Annotated in this window: 16 protein-coding genes and 3 pseudogenes; 11 read left to right on the forward strand and 8 right to left on the reverse strand. The window is 40.9% G+C overall.

Annotated features, from left to right (window positions below; translation table 11 throughout):
• Positions 1-211: 211 nt before the first annotated feature.
• From V7K36_RS31025 to V7K36_RS31040, 5 genes and pseudogenes are all read left to right on the forward strand, one after another.
• Positions 212-1,645, forward strand: coding sequence for a sensor histidine kinase (locus V7K36_RS31025; RefSeq protein ID WP_335121572.1), 1,434 nt, complete (start codon positions 212-214; stop codon positions 1,643-1,645).
• A gap of 16 nt (positions 1,646-1,661) precedes the next feature.
• Positions 1,662-2,336, forward strand: coding sequence for a response regulator transcription factor (locus V7K36_RS31030; protein ID WP_334831808.1), 675 nt, complete (start codon positions 1,662-1,664; stop codon positions 2,334-2,336).
• Between the two features lie 120 nt (positions 2,337-2,456).
• Positions 2,457-2,618: a hypothetical protein gene (locus V7K36_RS31035; protein WP_335121573.1), complete on the forward strand. Its 162-nt coding sequence runs from the start codon at positions 2,457-2,459 to the stop codon at positions 2,616-2,618.
• Positions 2,615-2,995, forward strand: a pseudogene (locus tag V7K36_RS34355) (response regulator); the annotation flags it as partial. The gene V7K36_RS31035 and the pseudogene V7K36_RS34355, both read left to right, overlap by 4 nt.
• Entirely contained in the window at positions 2,969-4,054 is a 1,086-nt protein-coding gene (locus V7K36_RS31040; protein WP_442948533.1) for a sensor histidine kinase, read from the forward strand. The pseudogene V7K36_RS34355 and the gene V7K36_RS31040, both read left to right, overlap by 27 nt.
• 236 nt (positions 4,055-4,290) lie before the next feature.
• Here V7K36_RS31040 and V7K36_RS31045 read toward each other — a convergent pair whose 3' ends face one another.
• The 5 genes from V7K36_RS31045 to V7K36_RS31065 all read right to left on the reverse strand — a co-directional run bounded on the left by V7K36_RS31045 (position 4,291) and on the right by V7K36_RS31065 (position 9,550).
• Entirely contained in the window at positions 4,291-5,100 is an 810-nt protein-coding gene (locus V7K36_RS31045) for an ABC transporter ATP-binding protein (RefSeq protein WP_335121577.1), read from the reverse strand.
• A 319-nt stretch (positions 5,101-5,419) separates the two neighbouring features.
• The gene (locus tag V7K36_RS31050; RefSeq protein ID WP_335121579.1) at positions 5,420-5,665 is read right to left on the reverse strand and encodes a DUF7219 family protein; all 246 of its coding nucleotides are present in this window, start codon (positions 5,663-5,665) and stop codon (positions 5,420-5,422) included.
• 284 nt (positions 5,666-5,949) lie between these two features.
• Positions 5,950-6,702, reverse strand: coding sequence for an alpha/beta fold hydrolase (locus tag V7K36_RS31055; protein WP_335121581.1), 753 nt, complete (start codon positions 6,700-6,702; stop codon positions 5,950-5,952).
• Between the two features lie 791 nt (positions 6,703-7,493).
• Positions 7,494-8,534, reverse strand: coding sequence for a FecCD family ABC transporter permease (locus V7K36_RS31060; protein ID WP_335121583.1), 1,041 nt, complete (start codon positions 8,532-8,534; stop codon positions 7,494-7,496).
• A complete protein-coding gene (locus V7K36_RS31065) occupies positions 8,531-9,550 on the reverse strand; it encodes a FecCD family ABC transporter permease (protein WP_335121585.1) in 1,020 nt (339 codons plus the stop codon). Before V7K36_RS31065 ends, V7K36_RS31060 begins: the two co-directional genes overlap by 4 nt.
• 738 nt (positions 9,551-10,288) lie before the next feature.
• On the opposite strand from V7K36_RS31065, the pseudogene V7K36_RS31070 reads away from it, so the two are divergent.
• The 4 genes and pseudogenes from V7K36_RS31070 to V7K36_RS31085 all read left to right on the forward strand — a co-directional run.
• Positions 10,289-10,480: pseudogene (locus V7K36_RS31070) on the forward strand (helix-turn-helix transcriptional regulator); the annotation flags it as partial.
• A 177-nt stretch (positions 10,481-10,657) separates the two neighbouring features.
• Positions 10,658-11,428 (forward strand): annotated as a pseudogene (locus V7K36_RS31075) (alpha/beta hydrolase).
• 330 nt (positions 11,429-11,758) lie between these two features.
• Positions 11,759-12,781 carry an iron-siderophore ABC transporter substrate-binding protein gene (locus tag V7K36_RS31080; protein ID WP_335121587.1) on the forward strand — a complete coding sequence of 341 codons (1,023 nt, stop codon included), beginning with the start codon at positions 11,759-11,761 and terminating at the stop codon, positions 12,779-12,781.
• A 258-nt stretch (positions 12,782-13,039) separates the two neighbouring features.
• On the forward strand, positions 13,040-14,260 hold the full coding sequence (locus V7K36_RS31085; protein ID WP_335121589.1) for an acyl-CoA dehydrogenase family protein: 1,221 nt from the start codon (positions 13,040-13,042) through the stop codon (positions 14,258-14,260).
• 91 nt (positions 14,261-14,351) lie between these two features.
• Here the strand turns inward: V7K36_RS31085 and nifE are convergent, their stop codons facing one another.
• A complete protein-coding gene (nifE, locus tag V7K36_RS31090; RefSeq protein WP_335121591.1) occupies positions 14,352-15,743 on the reverse strand; it encodes a nitrogenase iron-molybdenum cofactor biosynthesis protein NifE in 1,392 nt (463 codons plus the stop codon).
• Between the two features lie 804 nt (positions 15,744-16,547).
• Between nifE and V7K36_RS31095 the strand changes: the two genes are divergently transcribed.
• Positions 16,548-17,105 (forward strand): hypothetical protein, encoded by a 558-nt coding sequence (locus V7K36_RS31095; protein WP_335121593.1) that lies wholly within the window; start codon positions 16,548-16,550, stop codon positions 17,103-17,105.
• 551 nt (positions 17,106-17,656) lie between these two features.
• Here the strand turns inward: V7K36_RS31095 and V7K36_RS31100 are convergent.
• Together V7K36_RS31100 and V7K36_RS31105 are read right to left on the reverse strand one after the other, a co-directional pair.
• Positions 17,657-18,034 (reverse strand): hypothetical protein, encoded by a 378-nt coding sequence (locus tag V7K36_RS31100; protein ID WP_335121595.1) that lies wholly within the window; start codon positions 18,032-18,034, stop codon positions 17,657-17,659.
• Between the two features lie 21 nt (positions 18,035-18,055).
• Complete coding sequence (locus tag V7K36_RS31105) at positions 18,056-18,463, reverse strand: hypothetical protein (protein WP_334942524.1); 408 nt, start codon at positions 18,461-18,463, stop codon at positions 18,056-18,058.
• Positions 18,464-19,446: 983 nt separating this feature from the next.
• Here V7K36_RS31105 and V7K36_RS31110 point away from each other — a divergent pair.
• A complete protein-coding gene (locus V7K36_RS31110; RefSeq protein WP_335121597.1) occupies positions 19,447-20,631 on the forward strand; it encodes an AbrB family transcriptional regulator in 1,185 nt (394 codons plus the stop codon).
• The last annotated feature ends 270 nt before the right edge of the window (positions 20,632-20,901 follow it).

Raw genomic sequence — 20,901 nt, forward strand, 5'->3', positions numbered from 1 at the left:
CTTATAGAAAGATTTGTGTAGTTGAGAATGCAATAAAATAAAAATATTTAGCAATTTTTTGGGAATGGCTACCCTTTTCACTGTAGGGATGCAACAGAGATCAGTTCACATCAGCTATAACTAAAGATGTAGCGGTTGATAATAACTTTATATTTAGCAGTCCGATTTTATTGATAAAGCCTTTTTCAACACCTCAAACGCAACCAGAACAGTGAAGCAAATCAGAAAAGTTTGGATAAATATAGACCCATTTTCTTTACAGTCACGCCTCACGGTTGGGATTGCAGCATTTTCAGCTTTGGTATTAGGAAGCCTCGCTACATGGACTAGTTGGAAAATGCAGCAAATTTTAGTTGATAGTCATAAGAATAACATAGAAGAAATCGCCAAGCGCTTGCCGCGAGATGTGCAACTTTATAGTGAAATGATGCAACCTGAAACTGGGTTGCAAAAGGCTATTAATAACTTGGCAAATACCAATACATTATTATGGTTAAAAAGTCCTGATAATAAAATTTTGGTAAAATCTGCCACTTTAGATTTATTATCTGACACTACGGTAGCTGAATTAATGTCCCTGACTAAGATGCAGATTAAACCACAAGTTTACAAAGTAAACCAAAGCTACTTTGTTTTATCCGGTAATTCTGTGCAAGTGCAGGGGAAGTTACTGGGTGAGTTATTTGTAGTAAAGGATATTACCCGCGAACAGAGAACGTTTGTAGTAATGGTACAGAGTTTAGCTATTACTAGTGTTTTGGCAATTATTGTCCTAACTACTGCGATCGCATTTTATATTAAGCGTTCTCTGCAACCTCTGCGCCAGCTAAATCAAATGGCTTCTGTGATTTCTGCTGAAGATTTAGGACAAGCACAGCTATATTTTGATAATGCACCCAGCGAAGTCAAAGAATTAGCTCAAACCTTAACCATGTTGTTATCGCGTCTCTCCCAATCTTGGGAGCAAGAGCGAGAATTCGTGAGTAATGTTTCTCACGAGTTACGCACACCCTTAACAATTGTACATGGTTATTTGCAAAGTGTCTTGCGAAGACAGAATAACTTAACCCAAACCCAACAAGAAGCTTTAGAAACTGCTGCATCGGAAGCTGAACGCACTATCCGCCTGCTACAAGATTTACTTGATTTAGCACGAGCAGATAGCGGTTACTTATACTTTCAAATGAAACCTTATGTGCTGAATGACTTAGTTGAAGAAGTTGTAGTAATGGCAAAAAAATATAGCGATCGCCTAATTAAAATCGAGTCAAAAATTTATCCAATTGAGGTAAAAGCAGACTACAGCCGCCTCAAACAAGTATTATTGAATTTAATTGATAATGCTGTTAATTATTCTGAAGCTGATACACCCATAATTTTTCAGTTAAATCAGCTTCCAGACAAGGCAATTATTCAAATTTGTGATCAAGGCTATGGCATTCCTTTGCAACAGCAAGCACGGATTTTCGAGAGATTTTACCGTGTAGATGAATCCCGCTCTCATGCTACTGGGGGTTCTGGTTTGGGTTTATCGATTGTCAAGACACTTGTAGAAGGTATGGGGGGTAGTGTAAGTGTGCAATCAAAGTTAGGAGAAGGGAGTACGTTTACAATCAGTTTACCTACATATAGCAGTTCTATCTAACTTTAGGAGCAAAAATATGACAGCACATATCCTTTTGGTGGAAGATGAAGTCAAACTGGCGCGATTTGTCGAATTAGAACTTAATAGCGAAGGATACCAAGTAAGTGTGGCTCATGATGGCATCGCTGGTCTAACCCTGGCGCGAGACTCATCGCCAGATTTAGCGATTCTGGATTGGATGCTACCAGGACTGACAGGCTTGGAAATTTGTCGCCGTTTGCGAGCAACAGGCAGTACAGTACCAGTAATTTTGTTGACAGCAAAAGATGAAGTGAGCGATCGCGTGGCAGGATTAGATGCAGGAGCCGATGATTATGTGGTTAAACCCTTCAGCATTGAGGAACTACTAGCTCGAATTCGCGCCCATCTCCGCCGCACGCAAGAAACAGATGAGGATTTGTTGCACTTTGAAGATTTAAGCTTAAATCGCCGTACCCGTGAAGTTTTTCGGGAGAAACGAAGCATTGAGTTAACAGCAAAAGAGTTTGACTTATTAGAATATCTCTTTTCACATCCCCGTCAGGTATTTACTAGAGATCAAATTCTAGAGAAAGTTTGGGGTTACGACTTCATGGGTGATTCTAATATTATTGAGGTTTATATTCGTTATCTGCGACTCAAGTTAGAAGAAAATAATGAAAAGCGTTTGATTCATACAGTTCGTGGTGTAGGTTATGCACTGCGGGAATAATCATCAGAAGGAGTCAATGAAACCCAAATTCTAAAAGTTACTTCTGTTGATTCCTCACTACCAGACACTTGCTTAATTGCTCCACCACCTGAAGAAATTGAGCAACTATTTGAGTTGGCGATGAGAGGTAACATCAAAGGCATTCGAGAGCAAGCCCAAAAGCTGAAACTGTTGGATGAAAAGTTTATCCCATTTGCCGAACAATTACAGCAACTTGCTAAAAGCTTTCAAATCGAAAAAATTAGGGAGTTTATTCAGCCATATCGAGGAGAAAAACAATGAATATACCTGTTCTGGAGAAAGGAGTAATTTTAATTGTGGATGATAACCCGCATAATTTGGAAGTACTATCTGAAGCATTAATTGACACAGGTTGGGAGATATTGATTGCTGTGAATGGCGAGGGTGCGATCGCTCAAGCTGAATATGTCTGTCCTGATATTATACTTTTAGATGTAATGATGCCTGGTATTGACGGATTTACTGCTTGCCAGCGTTTAAAGTTAAATCCTCTAACCTGTGATATCCCGATAATTTTTATGACAGATCTCTCTGAAACTGTCGATAAAGTAAAGGGTTTGAGTTTGGGAGCAGTAGATTACATTACAAAACCGTTTGAGTACGAAGAAGTATTGGCTCGTATTAAGACGCATCTACAAAACCGTAACCTCACTAAGCAACTCAAAACTCATAATCAGCAACTTAAACAAGAAATAGCCGACCGTCTTGCAGTTGAAACCAAGTTAGAAAAGCTGACTGAGGAGTTAGAGCAAAGGGTAGAAGAACGTACTTCTCAACTATCTCAAGCGCTTGATAATTTGCAGCAAGCTCAGGTTAGTTTGGTACAACAAGAAAAGATGTCTACTCTTGGTGAGTTGATTGCTGGAATTGCCCATGAAATTAACAACCCAGTCAACTTCATTTTAGGCAATCTTAGTCATGCTTCTGAATATACCCAAAATCTTATTGATTTATTTCAACTCTATCAGCAATATTATCCCAATCCAGAAGTAGAAATTGCCCAGAAAATAGATGAAATCGATATTGATTTCTTAATGCAAGATTTTCCGAAAATCATCTCGTCTATGCACAAAGGAACAAAGCGTCTGGCACAGATGATTTATTCACTTAGACATTTTTCACGTCGAGATGATTCAGTAGTACAACCTATAGATATTCATGAAGGTATTGATTGCACGCTATTGATTTTACAATACCGCTTGAAAGCGAACTCAGAACGTAGTGAAATTCAAATTATTAAAGATTATGGAACTGTGCCACCTGTAGAATGTTTTCCAGGCCCACTGAATCAAGTTTTCATGAATCTCCTCGCTAATGCAATTGATGCTATAGAGGAGTCATTTGTCACTAGGAGCAACTCTGGTGCGAACTTTCCCAAAATTGCCGCAAGTGGCGTTCATTTGTCATCAGTATTAGACAACGGACAAATCACGATTCGCACTGCTGTAGATGAACAACGCTCACTCGTAGTAATTCAAATTGCCGATAATGGCATTGGCATGACAGAAGAAGTCAAACAGAGGTTATCTGAACCTATGTTTACTACTAAACCTGTAGGAAAGGGAACAGGGTTAGGTTTATCTATTAGTCGGCAAATTATTGAGAAAAAACATGGTGGAACCCTCTGGTTTATATCTGAGCCGGGGCAAGGCACAGAATTTTGGATTGAAATTCCTTTGCTAAGTAAAAAGGCTTAACAATTGAAAATTGTTCGCGCAACCTCTCGTAGAGAAGAGAGTTTATGATATTATCTCAGCGAATTTTAGATTTTAAATTTTGGAAAATGGAATTGAAGATTCAAACATCGTAAATTTAAAAAAGTCTGAGACTTGCGAATTTAAACGCGAGAATAAATCTAAAATCCAAAATCTAAAATTACTTGACAGAACTAATGACTTTAGCTTTTCAAGCGTGCCATTCAGTTCTGAGACTGTTAATTAACCTCACTATCTCTTTGCCGACCCAAAGGAATACACCAAGGTTTACCCGTTACTGGATCTGGTACAATTCGACAAGCTAATCCAAACACCTCTTGCACCATTTCTTGTGTCATTACATCTGCTGGATTTCCATAACCCATAACACCGCCATCACGTAAAGCTACTAGATTGTGAGCATAACGACACGCTTGATTTAGGTCATGCAACACCATGATAATTGTTCTTCCCTCTAGCTGATTCAAATCCCCCAGTAATTCCAGCACCTCCACTTGATGCGCTAAATCTAAGAAAGTAGTCGGCTCATCCAATAATAAAATTTGTGTATCTTGTGCTAAAGTCATAGCTATCCAAGCACGTTGTTTCTGTCCACCAGAGAGGGTATCTACGGCTCTATTAGCTAATTCGTTAAGGTCTGTAGTTGTTAATGCTTTGCGAACTTGACGTTCATCTTCAGCAGTCCAAGATTGAAACCAACTATGTTGATATGGATAACGACCTTGGGCTACTAAATCTCGCACAGTCAATCCTTCTGGTGCAGATGGGCCTTGAGGAAGAATACCAAGTTGCTGTGCAACTTTGGTTGTTGACTGTCGAAAGATATCAGCGCCATTCAGATATACAGTACCAATATGGGGTTTGAGTAATCTAGCCAAACCCCGCAGTAGAGTAGATTTACCACAGCCATTGGGGCCGACTAGAGCAGTAATTTGTCCTTTCGGAACCAGCAAGTTAAGACCGGATATGATGGGTTTGCCGTCGTAAGCGAGGTCCAGATGTTGGGTTTCAAGGACTGTGTTCTCCATAGGGCTTTCTGATTGCTTGGATAATTGGTCTGAAAGTGCGTAATGGCGTGCGTGGAGCCTTTGCGGCTCTGCTGGCAGATGGCTTTCTTTTTTTACTGTGGAGTCATCACATACCAAGAGTTTCCTTCAAGTTAGCGATCGCCCTTTAGGATAAAAATTATATAAATCATATTGCAATGATATTACCAAGAATATTGGCTACTTACTGCTGCACTTAGTAAAGAAACTCTGACAAAACATTTGGGTAAATATGCATCAGTACTTTCTTTGAGGATTGCGATCGCGATCGGAGGGCGGGAAAATATACACACTTCCCACCTTAGCTATTTACTAGTGCTTTTTTAGCAGATTTTAACTGCTTCCAAAGGTGGTGAATTGGTTTATAAGCTTCTTCTGGAGAAATTTTCCCAGCAGTTTGCAGACTAGATATGTAGTTTACCCGTTGTGAAAACTCTTGCAGATGTGCATTAAATGTTAAATACTCTATCTTGAATTGTCCATAATATGGACTACGTGGATAAAGAAAATCACACATTTCCGAGAGAAAATCTGAGTTTGTATTCATAGGAACATAACACACTTGAGGTTTAAATGTAGCGGAAAAATTCTATTGGTGAGATTCGTCTTACCAAACAAAAGATTGTACAATAATATGCCGACTGCAACCAATGCAAATGTACTCACTAATTAGATCACAAATTTATCGGGCTATATATAGGACTGATATTTGATTTTTTAAAAAACCCAGTACAACTCAAAGAGGCTTCTTCCCTACTCCCCACTCCCAGCCTACGGAAATAATTTCAGAAATCAAATCGGATTACTATATACGCCCCAAAAGAATACTTGTTAATTTGTCAAATTGCGGGAAACTAATGGAGATATCAGCATTGGTTTGAGATTATATGGTTGCCAAAAATTCAACATTTGTTCACAGACTTTTTGAGGATAGAAGTAGTGAAAAAAATGATAGCCTTTAGGACATTGCCAGAGTTTATCTTCAGGTTTAAACCATTTTAACCAGCCTGTTAATGCAGGGAAATTAACAATGGGATCGTTATTACTACCACAGATCATCAAGGGCATAGAAACCCCGCCTTTAGGTAACTCAATTAACTTGAAAAGAGAGTGCAAAAGAGGGGATTCTTCTAAATCTCTACATAACACGGCCATTAACTTTTTAGTAGTATTATGGGGTTGTTCGCCAAAGAGATGATGAACACTGCTTGCTAAAACTTGCTCACGACTCATAGTAAATACTTGTCTTTGCAGATAATAGTTGACATGCCAAGTATTAGCAGGTTGAGAAGCTACAGCTAATAAGACCAGCGATTGCACTTTTTGGGGATAGCGACGAGCAAAACTTAAGGCGATCGCACCACCAGCACCATGACCTGCTAAATGTATAGGATGAGAATACTGTCCTAAAAATTCATCCACTAAATCTACAGCTTCATCTATAGAACTACCTTGATCTTTGTAGTGGTGATATTCCCATTGAGCCACATTCACATACTGCGATATGTATCGTAGTAATGGTCTATCAAAACGCTGGAATACATGACTAGAACTGATCCAAAGAACATCGATATCATCAAACATAAATACTCTCAAACCTCAAAATTTGGGATTGAAGAAGAATTCAGCTATTCTGAATTCAGGAGCGGAGCCGGAGACGTTTCCTGTCAACTCCTGTCAGAATCAATTCATTTGGAGATTCAGCGCAAAGTGCGGTCTTGGGGTCTCCCCAAGAGGAGCAACTTTGTTCTTAGACCCGCGACTATCTTGTTGACCACCAAAAATTCTAGTTTTGTGGGGGTCTTAAGCCCTGTTATTCATCCGCCAGTCATACAGAATACCCAACTGAATTCTGACGACTGACGCATGTATTCTGTTTCGATAATCAATTTTTCAAGCGTGTCATTTCACCTTGTCCTGTCAACGTAGCGTTAATGGTTCACCATAAAAAAGTGTGAAAAATTCACTGATTTTATGCAAGTATAGCATACATCATGCCAGTATGTTTAACATTTGGGGATGCGATTTAGAGTAGGCGCAGCCCAACCTAGACATCACCTTTTGATCATTTGCTCACTCACTTGGTCGTCACCAAGAGAAAATGGTCAAATCAGAATGGCACGCTTGTAAGGCGCAAACCCTTAATATGGCAGGATGAGAGGGTCTAGTGGTTACATGGTCAACAATTAAGAACTCAATACGAATATTGATGCGGCTAGATGATTGAGATCATCAGATTATCATGACAAATGAGTAGTTTTGAAAACCACTTTAGGGATATTCGTAAAAAACCTATACCTGTCAGCACGGGCTAAATGCCCCGCTATCCATGTACAGCACTTTCAAGACCAACGCCTAATTTCTTTTTTGCCTACTCATCTTTGCCGCCTTTGGTATAGTAAATAGATAAAATAAGGCGCTCCCAAGGCAGCAGTGAGCAAACCACAGGGTAATTCTGTCGGAGAAAACATTGTCCGACCCAAAAAATCTGCTGATGATACCAATAATCCCCCGATTAAGGCAGCGACTGGTAATAAATTTTGATGTATTGATCCAACAAGTCTACGTGCCAAATGAGGAGCCATTAATCCAACGAAGCCAATTGTACCTGCGATCGCCACACTTGACCCAGCCAGCGCTACACTCACTAACAATAATTTGCTCCTCTGATATGTGATTCGGCTACCGAGTCCTTTAGCTACTGCATCACCCAGTTGCAAAGTATCAAGTTCCCGCGCCAGCAGTAAAGCTAAAGGAACGAAGATAACTATCCAAGGTAGCAGTTGCCAAAGTTGCTCCCAACTTTTACCAGCAACACTACCTGCCAGCCACACTAGCGCTCTACTAACGTTGCTGATTTTACCGAAAGTCAACATCAAAGTCGTGAAAGCTCCCATCATTGCTGCGAGTGATACTCCCACCAACACTAAACGCAGAGGTGATTTTTCTCCCGTGCCAGCTAGCAAGTAGATGAGACAGCCCACAATAAAAGCACCACCAAAGGCAGCCAGGGGCAAATACATAGTGGGTACAGCCGGGAATAATACAATCAAGGTAACAGCAGCTAAGGCTGCACCTGCATTTACCCCAACGATGCCAGGGTCAGCTAAAGGATTACGTGTCAATCCTTGTAAAATTGCACCGGCAACGCCCAAGCCGACTCCTACCAACCAGCAGATTAACACTCTCGGTAAACGCAAGGTAACAACAACAAAGGGAGATTCTGGATCTTGAGTTGGTAAACCAAGAACAGCTTTAACTATATCTGCTGGTGGGACAGGGTAATCTCCCAAACTGAGGCTCATCCCTAAAACAGCAAGGGTGATTAATAGCACTACAAACAATACTCTAGTTACAGGCTCCTTACCCAGTATTGAATTTTGAATTTTGAATTGTGAATTTTGAATTGTTATCATCCTCTCTTCACCCGCCAACGCACTAGATACAACAAAAAGGGCGCTCCTAACATTGCTGTCATCACGCCAACAGGTAATTCTTGGGGTCTAATTAACCAACGGGCTGCTAAATCTGCCCATACTAATAAGTCCGCACCAAATACAGCCGCACAAGGCAATACCCAACGATAATCAACACCCATTACTCCCCGCGCTAGATGGGGAATTACCAGACCGACAAAGCCGATAGGCCCTGCTAATGCTACAGCACTTCCCGCTAAGATGACAATGCTTGATGCTGTTGCCAACTTGATCCAACCTGTTTGCTGACCTAAGCCTGTAGCTACCGATTCTCCTAAACTGAGAATATTGATCTGTCTACTCAAGGCAAAAGCTGTTAATAGCCCCACTATCATCCAAGGCAACACAGTCAGAAATAGATTGAAGTTTAGCCCTGCTAGAGAACCTGCTAGCCAGAAGCGTACTTCTTCAAGAGTTCGCTCACTCAAAATCAATACACCTGTGCTAATTGAAGATAGCAAGGCGGTGAGGGCTGCACCAGCGATAGTCAACTTCAGTGGTGTTGTACCCCCTTGTCCTAGTGAACCGAGGGAATAAACTGCGATCGCTGCTAACAATGCTCCTAGAAATGCTACAAGAGTAATCAGGGCTGGTGAAGATATACCCAAGCCAAAGACCATTACTACCACTGCTAAGGCTGCACCTGCATTGATCCCCAAGATACCAGGCGCAGCTAAGGGATTTTGAGTCAATCCTTGCATTAAAGCCCCAGCTATAGCCAAACTAGCACCGACCATACTTGCAATCAGTGTGCGCGGTAGGCGAATTGAGCGGATAATTATGTGTTCGGTGGAGTCATCAAAGTTGGTAAAAGCGGTAAGTATTTGGCAGGTAGAAATGTCAGCAGCACCGTAAGCAATGCTGGCAAATATGCCCAGTAACAGTAATAGAATTGCTACAACTAAGCTCAGGATACGAGTATAGTATCTTTGTGGATTGGTGGTGGTTGCGTTCATGAGTAATAAGGAATTGGCGGAGTCCGACTTTTCCAGTTTTTCTGCAATATTAAAAGACTAAAAAAAGATAAAAGGCTGCTACGGCAGGGCACTCAGCACATAGCAAGAATATCATGCGTATGGCAAATTTACTTGCAAAAGGCAAAAATTTTTTGAGACATTGCCCGCTATAACACCGATTGATTAATAAAACACAAGACTGATAAACCCTGTTTTAACGTCTTTCACAATCAAACATTCCTTGTTGCAACCCAACGAAACCTAGTTTTTTGGTCATAATTCAGAATACTGAATCGGTATTTTAGGCAGCCAGAGCAAACTCATGTGTGACTCGTTCCTAAGCCACTCATTTGTCATGAGAACCTGATGATCTCAATCATTTAGCCACATCAGTATTCTTATTTGAATTCTCAATTGTTGACCATGCAAGGCATACACCCAAAAGCCATTTATATTAAGGGTTTACGCCTTACAAGCGTGCCATTCGGATTTGAGTATTTTTTCTTGGTAATGACTGAGTGAGCAGATGATGAAAAGGTAATGCTGACGCTAAATAATATCCCTCAATGTTAAAAATATTGGCAATGTGTATGATATGCTTGCCAAAAATCAGCGAAATTTTCAAAGCACCAACATGTCTGACAACAAAAACGGCAAACACTAAATACCTTGCTATTGCCCTGGCAGGTTAAGTTTGTCAGCTGCGGCTTTTTTTAACACAGAGATACATACAACCTCATGAAACTGGACGTGAATCTTTGCAACAACCTGAAGTCAATTAGAACTCGCTTGGGCATGAGCCAGCAAGAATTGGCTAATATAGCTGGTGTCACCCGTCAGACTATTGGTGGTCTGGAATCGGGACAATATGCTCCTTCAGTTACCATTTCCCTGCGTTTAGCCAAAGCACTTGGCTGCAAAGTTGAGGACTATCACCAGTACAGCAGTTTCTCAATATCTTGGGACATCGGCTAGTGCGATCGCAATTACAAATTCTTGGTGGCTATGACATCAGCAAGACTGGGGAAGTCATAGCAAATATTTAGAGTCATGAATAGCACGCTTGAAAAATTGATTATTTCCAAATTTTGATGTTTGAGAGTATTTATGTCTGATGATACCGATGTTGTTTGGATCACTTCTAGTCATGTATTGCAGCGTTTTGATCAACCATTACTACAATACATATCGCAGTATATGAATGTGGATCTATGGGAATATCACTACCATAAAGATCAAGGTAGTTCTATAGATGAAGCTGTAGATTTGATGTATGAATTCTTAGCACACTATTCTCATCCTATACATTTAGCAGGTCATGGTGCGGGTGGTGCGATCGCTTTAAGTTTTGCTCGTCGCTATCCCCAAAAAGTGCGTAGTTTAGCGCCGTAGGCATCGGTGGTTTTATTGGCTGTAGCTTCTCAACCTGCTAATACTTGGCATATCCACTATTATCTGAAAAGAAAATTATTTACTATGAGTCGCGAGCAAGTTTTAGCAGGCTGTGTTCGTCATCTTTTTGGTGAGCAGACCCATAATACTAGTAAAAAGTTAATGGCTATATTATATAGAGATTTAGAACAATCCCCTCTTTTACACTCTCTTTTCAAGTTAATTGAGTTACCTGAAGGCGGGGTTTCTATGCCCATGATGGTATCTGGTAGCAAGAACGATCCCATTGTTAATTCACCTGCATTAAAAGTCTGGTTAAAAGCGTTTAAGCCTGAAGATCATCTGTGGGAATGTCCTAAAGGTTATCATTTTTTTCACTACTTTTATCCTCAACAAGTTGGCGAACAAATGTTGAGCTTTTGGCAACCATATTATCTACAATCAATACTGACATCTCAACTAGTTTCCCGAAATTTGACAAATTAACAAGTATTCTTTAGGGGCGTATATATAGCAGGGTAAGCCCATCAAAATTAATCTTGACAAAAACCTTAGTTAATGAATAAACGAAATAATCAGATTTATCGCTTGATTTATTTTTTAGGGGTCAAAGCGATCGCCTAAAATATTATCATTAAGTAGGCATTAATGCGATTATTGTCGGCTTTATTGAGATTGAGGTCGTGTTATTGACAATATACGCTTACCCTGCGTATATATACCCCTTTTTCCTCTTGTACAGCCAAGACGCGATCTCACTTGGCCGCAGTCACTCTGCTAGAACCTCTATCTTGTTATCTTGTTCACTTTGTCAATATGCCTAAGTTTAAGTTCTACTTCGTTGTGCTGCTCATGCTCTTGATGATTTCTGCTTGCAACTCCTTTGATCGTCAATTATCGACCCGCGACATAGCTGTTGTTCCCTCAAGTCAAACATCACCTGTGCCTGTCCATGTAGTCCAACACGCAATGGGTCAGACTCTAGTTCCCGTCCATCCTCAACGAGTTGTCGTCATAGATCCGTGGCTAGTGGAAATACCTCTAGCTTTGGGAGTCAATCTGGTGGGTGCTCCAGGTCTGGCTTCAACTCTCCAAGGGCTAGGGTTAGAAGATAAGCACCCCGGCATTAAAGATATTGGCGCACTTCTGACGCCGCCGAACATGGAGAAGGTTATGACTCTCAAGCCGGACTTGATCTTGGGCACGATGCGGAATCAGGATACTTACAGTTTATGGTCTCACATTGCACCCACCGTTCTGCTTAAGGTGGAAAGCAATGGAGACTGGAAACAACCGTTTATGCCAGCAGCAAAAGCTCTGGGGAAAACCGAGGCAGCAAAACGTTTGATGGACGATTATAAGGCACGTATAGCCGAATTCAAACAAAAGATGGGTTCCCGACTCAAAAAAACTTTAGTTTCCGTCGTGCGCCTCATCCCAGAGACGATTAACCCGCTAACCAAGGGTGCATTCTCTGGAGTGATCATAGAGGATGCTGGTCTAATCCGTCCTCCTTCGCAAAATCTGGATGCTAAAGCAACTCAAAAAAAAGCGGGCAACCCAGTTGGCTACAATATCTCTCCAGAAGTCCTCACCCAGATAGATGGGGATATCCTATTTATAGTGCGCTACGGCTTCAAAGACCCTGCACAGTCAAAGATAGCTGTCCATCAACTAATGGGAGAACCTCTGTGGTCAAAGCTTAATGTTGTCAAGCAGGGTAAAGTCTATGTAGTTGATGATTTTTATTGGCTCACTGGTAGCTATCTATCAGCTAATCGAGTTATTGATGATTTATTTACTTATATCTTGCACCCCCCTGTAAGAAATCAGGAGTAAATGAATAAAGCGTGCAAAAGTATAACATCATTTTTATTGGTGGTTAATTTTCGAGTTGTCAGTCTCAAGTCCACACGAGAAAAGGCAAAGAGTATGTAATTAAGTTCTTATTTATGCTTATTACCATACTGCTTTTATTTGCGAAGATAATTATTATTCATACCGGATTAAAATAACCTACTTACAAAAATAGCGATAAACCAACTGATGCAAAATGTAAGATTAGCAACTAAAAACAAGTCTATAAAACTCTATTAAATGATATTCAATCTAACTCTCAACAAGCAAACTCTAATTGAGCGCATTAGCCAACTGGCACGCGATAAGTTCGCCTCTCGCGCCGCTGGTTATGACCACAATGCTAGCTTCCCAAGAGAAGATTTTGAAGACCTTTTTCAAGCAGGTCTCAATGCGCCTGTTGTGCCAATTGAATATGGTGGTCTAGGGTTAGGACATGATAGCGATATCTTTACCCTGTGGATGATGACTAAGGAACTGGCAAAAGTGGATTTATCCCTAGCCCGTTGCTGGGAAGGACACGCAAATGCCCAAGTTTTACTAGCGGCTATGGCTAATGAATCTCAGAAAAAGCGCTGGTTTGAGGGTATTGTCCAGCGTGGGGAGATATGGGCGGCTTGGAGTGGAGAACCCCAGTCTCAGATTCCAGGTCAAGAAGCCAGCCTTGGCACAAGTGTGCAAGTGGTAGATGAGGGATACATCATTGATGGCACAAAGGTATTCGCCACCAGTGCCCCAGAAGCACAGTGGGCAATTCTCTTGGTCAACACAGCAGGGGCTGGGGGAGCGCGTCATAGCAATGGCTCACCAACATCAGTATTGTTACTAGCCTGCAATTTATCCGACCCCAGTATTAGCTTTGATGATAGTTGGTGGCAGCCAATTGGGATGCGAGGTACAGTGAGTTACTTAGTTCGCTTTGAAGGTACTTTCATCCCTAAAGAAAACTTGATTGGCTATCCAGGACAGTACATCCAACAGGAGTGGCAGACGCGGTTTACACCTCTGTATGGCGCTGCTTTTCTCGGAGCTGCTGAAGGAGCCTATGATTATGCTTTAGCATACATCAACAAACAGGAAAAAGGACACGACCCCTACGTACAACATCGTATTGCTAAGGCAGCAATTAATATAGATACTATGCATCTCTGGCTGCGGCAAGTAGCCACTCTTTGGGAAACAGGCCAGGTCTTAGGAGCAAAACAAGCAGGCAATCGCGCCCGTTACATAACTGAACAACTGGCTTTGGAAACGGTGAACGACTGCATACATGCTTGTGGGGCTCGCTCCTTGATTAAACCGAGTCCTGTGGAGCGAATATTGCGAGATTTATCCTTTTACGTATTGCATGATAATTGCGATCGCGTTTTGTCTTCAATCGGTCAGGAGATTCTAGGGCAATCCTTTGATCGTGCCTATTTCAACACCCACCCAACTCGCCAAGAAGACCTTACAGAGTAATAATTTGCAATATAAATTACATTAAAGAGATTGAGGCAACTTGTGGTAAAAAAGACCGTTTGTGTGATTCTGTGGTTTGACAAATTATTTATCAAGCGACATCATAGTTGATTTTTTCATCCCAAGGAGCAGGTTTCCTGACTTGCTCCCACACTGGACTATACAAAGCTTTATACAATTCTCGTGCCAGTTCCACCAGCCCTATATAACCAGCGTAGGCATGATGGCGTTCATGGTTAATATCCAAAAAAGGAATTTGTGCTTTGAGTGCTGTATATTTATTGCCATTCCCAGTAATAACCACATCCGCTTTTGTATTTTTCAGTACTTGTAGTAAGACTTCCGGGGTTGCTTGGGGCAAAACAATGCCATCTTGACCAAGATATTGTTTAATTTTGGCTTTCTCCTCTTCTGTAGTCTTGGCGTTAGTGGTAGCAATCACTTCCATTCCTAAATCTTTGGCAGCTAAAATAATCGACCAAATTTTTACACCACCAGTAGAAAGAATAATCCGCTTGCCTTTCAACAGGGCACGGTAGGGAGCTAGGGCAATATCTAGGGCTGCGTTTTCTTCTCTTATCAACCATTCTGTACGTTCTTGAAGATATTTATCCCCTAATATTGCGGCAATATTTCGCAAGCAATGGTTTAAGTTCTCTACACCGAAGAAAGATTCTTCAACATAAGGAATTCCATAAAGTTCCTTCATTGTTTGCGCCATTGGCAGCACTACATTTGAGCAAATGACTACATTCAACTTGGCACGATGAGCATAGCAAACTTCTTTATAGCGTGCATCACCCGTAATTTTGGAGAGAACGCGTATACCCAATCTCTTGAACAGTGGTAAAACATTCCACAAATCACCAGCAACGTTGTACTCACCAACAATATTGATATCGAAAGGGGTGGTGAATTCTGGTTCTGCCGTTCCGATTACATATTTCAATAAAGTCTCATTACCGATGCGATTACCTAAATTTTTACTACCAAGAAATCCAGGCGAATTTATATAGACAACCGGAATATCAATTTTCTGTGCAGCTAGTTTACAGACACTATCGATATCATCACCAATCAAAGCAGTAATACAAGTAGCGTAGACAAAAACAGCCGCAGGATTATAGCGTTGAGCAACATCGAGAATAGCTTTGTACAGTTTCTTTTCACCACCAAAAACGATATTATTCTCACCAAAATCAGTAGTAAAAGCAGTTTGGTATAATTGAGAGCCTGATGAGAGGCTACCATGAGTCGCCCAAGGATTATGAGTACAAGCAACAGCACCATGTACCAAATGAACAACATCAGTGATAGCTCCCACAGAAACCATCGCTCCATCTAAAGGACAATTTCCTTGGTTTGCACCTGGTTGTGGTGGTTTTGTGCAAGTTAGTTTTTTCTTGTCACCCAATTTTTTTGGGTTATGTTTACAAGCTGTTTCGTTGAGTGGTTCGTTGATTGTTACTTGAGTATTTTTCATGCCTTTCCTCGTACTGAAGATTAATACAAAAGAGTCAAAATTTAGGAGTTAGAAGGCGCGGTGTTACTTGGGAAATTATTTGTTAGCTTTATTCATTAGCCTAAAATATGCTCTAGGTAAGCAATAGCCGAAATCTTTAATCCGAGTAGCACGGATCTCAATAAGTACAGTTTTTGCTACTAACATCACGAATGCAAAGATCATCCTTCTTTAGCTCTAGATTGACACTAATTTGGCAAATGGTCATTTAATTTGTTAAGTGACAAAAGTTCAAGACTTTGTATTCTTAGAATAAAAATCCTTTGACTTTCTTGACTTAAAAATTCTAACAAAAACTGTAATTAATAATAGTAAAAATTGTCACAATAATATGAATAAATATTGAAATATTAGGCATAGAATTAGTTATTAATAGACAAGTTTGTCTAGATTAAAAGCCATAATTATTATGAAAAAAACCAGATTTTCAGTAATAGAAATAGACAGACTATTCTAACTGTAAGTATTTGTGTCAGCAAATGCTCTTTTCAGGTGACGACTGTATTGCAATGAAGTGATAACCGCTATATGTTGTCAGGCGATCGCTCGGTACGTCAAGGGCTGAAAAAACAAAAACTCACTGTTTGCGCCTCGATATCGCAGTAAAATTATTGAAAATCTATATCATTAACTTTGACCCTCTACCAACTATGACCATTACCCTCATACGCATGGTGGGCAGAAGCTGCTAAAAACAGTCCGCAAAATCCATTAGAGCCATTTGAATTCTATTGTCAACTACCCAGAGAACTGGGCAAAGGATATGTGCGAAATATTGAGGTGTATCCCCAAGTGTGGCTGGGAATAAGTAACTACGAATACCACGATGATGTACTATACCAAGGCTGGGATTGCGTTCACCCTTTGGAATTTGGTATTCGCCTTTCAGGAACAACTAGAGATGAATTTGGAGGGCAAATAGGAGAAGGATACACACTGATTTCAGGTGGTGGCATTCAACGAAAGATGACTTATTTGGATTCTCAAGCGTACATGGGTATTAGCTTGTGTATGCCTCCTGAGTTGTTGGCAACCTTTTTTTCTACAGAAGACGGAGAAATTCCACCGCAACTACGTTTTTTGGCAAAAGGTAACGAGTGGCAGACATTACTCTATCCAAAAACCACAACAGCAATACAGACAGTGGCACAGCAAATAGTCAACTGTCCCTACCAAGGGATGACGAAGCGTCTGTATTTACAGGGGAAGGTGCTAGAGTTGATGGCGTTGCAACTTGACCCCTTGCTCTTGCGAACTGAGCAAATTTTCAAGAGGCGATCGCTCCCTCATACGTGTCAACTTAACGTGAAAACCAGTCTATAACTACCTTTTAGATTGTTTCGTTCCCAGTCTCCGACTGGGAATGCCGTTCTAGAGGCTCCGCCTCCCTTGCTGGCGGCAGAGCCGCCAAGAGCAGCATTTCCAGCCTCTGGCTGGAAACGAGGTTTTAAAAGGGTTTGCGCTTAAGTTGACACCAATGTCGCTCCCTAAAACACTTTCCACGATATAATCACAATACCTTGTGCGATGACTATCTATCATCAAAGTTATTTACATACACTGATGTCAATTCTGAATTATTTTGACACTCTTAGATACCCAAAAGCTTGAATTATACATAATTAAATTTATTAAATAAACGGAGGTCAGGGCTGCGATCGCAGCCCTGACTCCTTACCCTCTACAATGATTATTATTCCTCTTTACTGAGGATTTTCTTTTTTGGAAATCCCTTATCACCCGTCCCTTAAAAAGTGTTGGTAATGACAAGGTCTTTAGTTCCAGCGTTTACATGGGTACAGTGTAAATCCTAGACTTTTTGTACAGCAAGCCTTATAAGCTTTTTTAGTACAAATGCAAGGAGAAACTCCAGCTTAGTCTGGCCGATAATAAAACTCCCGACACAGAAAATTGGGTTGGCTGCCATCCTTGAACTTGTGAAACGCAGCAATGACCCACAAATCTTTGTTCATGTTCGCTGCCAATAACGATTCTACTGAATCGTGATCGTATCGTGCAGAGAAAGCCTTCTCATTGATATTATCTACAAACGGTGTTACCTCAGTTTCACCCCAATCTTTGAGGGACTGGGCACCATAAGCATGCATAATAATTTGCTGATTATGCTTGGTTAGAGTAAATTTCTCGATCCATGTAGTCTTTGTGTTGGAGTTTATCCAGGTTCCTAAATAAGGCGTGAAATCAATCACGGTGTCCTTGGACTGGTTACCGTAAATTTCGTTTCGTTCCATCTTGAAATCTTCCTCTTCTTACTAGCGATGAAAAAACTCACGGGCAAAATGATCAGTTCGACCACTACCATCTACGTAGCGGGTATAAGACTGAATGACCAAGATTCCCAATTTTTGGTTTGCCACCAGATGTGTCTCAATCCCGTCTAGCTTGTAAAAAGCGTGGAATCCCCCTGCTGTAAGTGAGCTTCCTACAGCGTAAGGCGTTGCCTCAACTTCACCCCAGTCAATTGGTGAGGGTTCGTTGGCTCCATAACCCTGAAATAGAAGGCGATCGCCTTGTTCAGTCAGAACCACCCGCACCAAATAATTAGTATCCGATTTAGTATTGACCCAGTTACCGACTAAAGGTGAGACTTCTATCGGCTCCTTGATACTAGGGCGTTGGTCAGCCTGCATGTAGTGTGCGTATTGAGTTGTTTGTGTCACTAGCTAACTCTCTAATGAATAAATTGCAGCATTTTAATAATAAATATAAACCACTTATTAGCGTATATCTCATTAAGATAATATTTTATTAATAAATTATAAGTTGCTAGTCCCAGTAAAACACTAATGGCTGTAGTTGTTCCAGATATAATGTTGTTCATAATGAAGCAATGATTCATGACTCTAAATATTTGCTACAACTTCCCCAATGTTTCTGATGTCATAGCCACTGATCACGTCTAATTGCGATCGCACTAATCGAGCAAGATATTGAGAAACTACAAAAAGCCGTAGGCGACACATTTATTTAATCTGACTGGAAAAAGGTTGTAGCCAAATAGCCTACTGTAAGCATAGTTGCCTTAAAAACTGTGTTTGCGTCCTCGATTTTGATGATATTTTAAGCACTATTAATTATTGACAAATGGTTGATGATCTTAGCTCGACTTTATCCATTTTTTGGCAACGCTCAAGCTGACGCTGAAAGCTTTATGAGACGGTAGTTTTACTTTTTTATTTTCACTGAGAATCAGTGATATGGAAAAATTTTTTGCCAAAAAGCTAGGGTTTTGCCGTATCAAGAGAACCAAGTTCTTAATTTTGGATAAAGTCGAGCTAACTTGCTGTCTAATATATTATGTCTGCTGGTTAATAAATCACGTATTTGAGAGTATTGAATAATACTAGTTATTTAGGGTAGGTGCAGCCTGCGGCAGGCATCGCTCTTCGGAGAAAAACTTTTTGGTTTAGTGTTAATATATCTTTACAGTGGACAGCTGAGTTCTTGGAGTTGGATAAGTGCCAGCTCAATCAAAGTTTGAATTGAATTCAGATACTGCCAACTATCATTAACTCAATGACCATCAGGGTAAGCGCATCTCAAATAGGATTGGCAAAACATACATTCGCTTCATATACAAAAGCTCTAGAATTCAGAAATGGCAAAAGTTTTCGGAGAGTGACAGAAGAGGGATATTCTCCAGATGAATAACAATGTGAACGTTTTCCAAAGTAATGTCTCAGATATTCTAAGAATTGCGAAAACTGCCGCATTGCTATTTGCAGCAAGTGTCGCTGGTTTCCTGTTGGACTGGTTGCATGTCCCCCTGGGCTGGCTGCTCGGCCCATTGGTTGTGGGGATTATCTATACGATGAGTCAAAAAATTCCTCAACCAATGTCTCCAGCCTTTTCAATTATTGGACAGGCAGTTCTTGGTATTTCGGTTGCCACCGAATTCTCCTGGGATAGCGTGACTATGATGTCAACCCATGCTATACCATTACTTATTTGTATTGCGATCACAAGTAGTGCGAGTATCCTCAACGGTTACCTTCTCAGCCGCTTAGGTGGATTGGATTGGTCAACTGCGCTTTTAGCGTCTATCCCCTGCATCATCCCTAGTCTGATTACATTGAGTGAGGAAGTCGGTGCTGATGCGATCGCCGTTGCGATTCTCCAGTACCTGCGTAGTATACTGATTATTATGGTAGTTCCACTTGCAGTTGGTTTATTCGTTCCAGGTGTTTACTTAGATTCGCATTTGACTGCGATCGCAACACTGCCTGCAACGAGTAGTACGCCAATAGAAATGTCTTTGAATTTACTCATTATCGTTGCGTGCGTCGGCTTGGGTGTCTGGTTAGGTAGCCAAATCCACTTTCCTGCTTCCACATTTTTCGCACCTTTGTTTGTAGGATTGCTCGCCTGTTGGACACTGCCGTACAATATACAGGTTCCCGATATAATCTTTGACAGCGCGTTGCTATTTATCGGTTTCGCCACAGGTTTACAGTTCAACTTGCAAGGTGTTCGTCGGCTGGTGAAAGCAGTTCTGATTGAAGTTGTTTTGGCGCTGTTGCTAATTGTAGTCTGCTCGGTAGTCGGATACGAGTTTCATTTAGTTACGAACATCGATACGATAACCGCTATACTCGGCTCAATGCCTACAGGAACACAAGCAATGGTTGCCAGCACCGTTCATTTCGGTGGCGATACTGGTGTGGTTGTGTCGATGCATACGATCAGAATGTTCGTTATTCTGGGGCTACGTTCACTATTAGTTGCTCCCCTGCTTAAATATGGGCTATCTCCAAAAGATTCCCAGCTTGTTGGCAGCTTTATTGATAATGGGTGCAGTGGAGAGAAGACTTTAGATGAGTTTTCTTAGATCGACTTTATCCAAAATTGGGAAATCATAGAGCAATTGCTACAAAAGTATGAAATCCGGCTTTGCACAAGACTTGTAGACGGAAAAATAGATCCCAAATGGGTTCTATAAAGCCATGTTTAACAGCCATTAGTAATAGTTTTGAGGCTCTTAATGCCTATTTTTATAGGAACAAATATATAGCAACCGCCAAGGTACTTAGGACGTAAAATGTAAGACGTGCTCAATGGCATCTCGTAAACAATCAAACTGCGCTAGTTTTTTGCGGAT

It is taken from the genome of Nostoc sp., from assembly GCF_036919555.1.
In the GTDB taxonomy this organism is placed as follows: Bacteria; Cyanobacteriota; Cyanobacteriia; order Cyanobacteriales; family Nostocaceae; genus Nostoc.